General features: G+C 33.3%; 1 pseudogene. It reads right to left on the bottom strand.

The annotated features are described in order from the left end of the window. Nucleotides 1-330: pseudogene (locus ACFINS_RS09975) on the bottom strand (hybrid sensor histidine kinase/response regulator); the annotation flags it as partial.

Here is a 330-nt window from a genome sequence, read left to right as displayed (position 1 = left end):
ATCCCATGAGTGATAAAAAGGCATTATTCATATAAAGCAATTGTCCTTCCTGCTTTACCACCGCTATTGCAAATGGACTCGCATCAAAATACTCTACTAAGACACTGGGTAATTTTAATTGATTATCGTTTTCTTCTTTTTGTATTTTCTGTGGGATTACCACAATACGATAAATGACTTTGTCCTCTAAGAGAGAAGAAGCACACATAAAACAATTCAAGATTTTCAAACCGATCTCTGAATTTAAAGATAAGGAAAACCTATAAGGCAAAGAGTACCCTGAACTTTGATATTTGTTATTTTGCAAACAAATATCACTCCATGAGCTAT

The organism is Bartonella sp. AA2SXKL (assembly GCF_042197205.1).
Classification (GTDB): Bacteria; Pseudomonadota; Alphaproteobacteria; order Rhizobiales; family Rhizobiaceae; genus Bartonella.
This window is presented reverse-complemented; position numbering and strand designations above follow the sequence as displayed.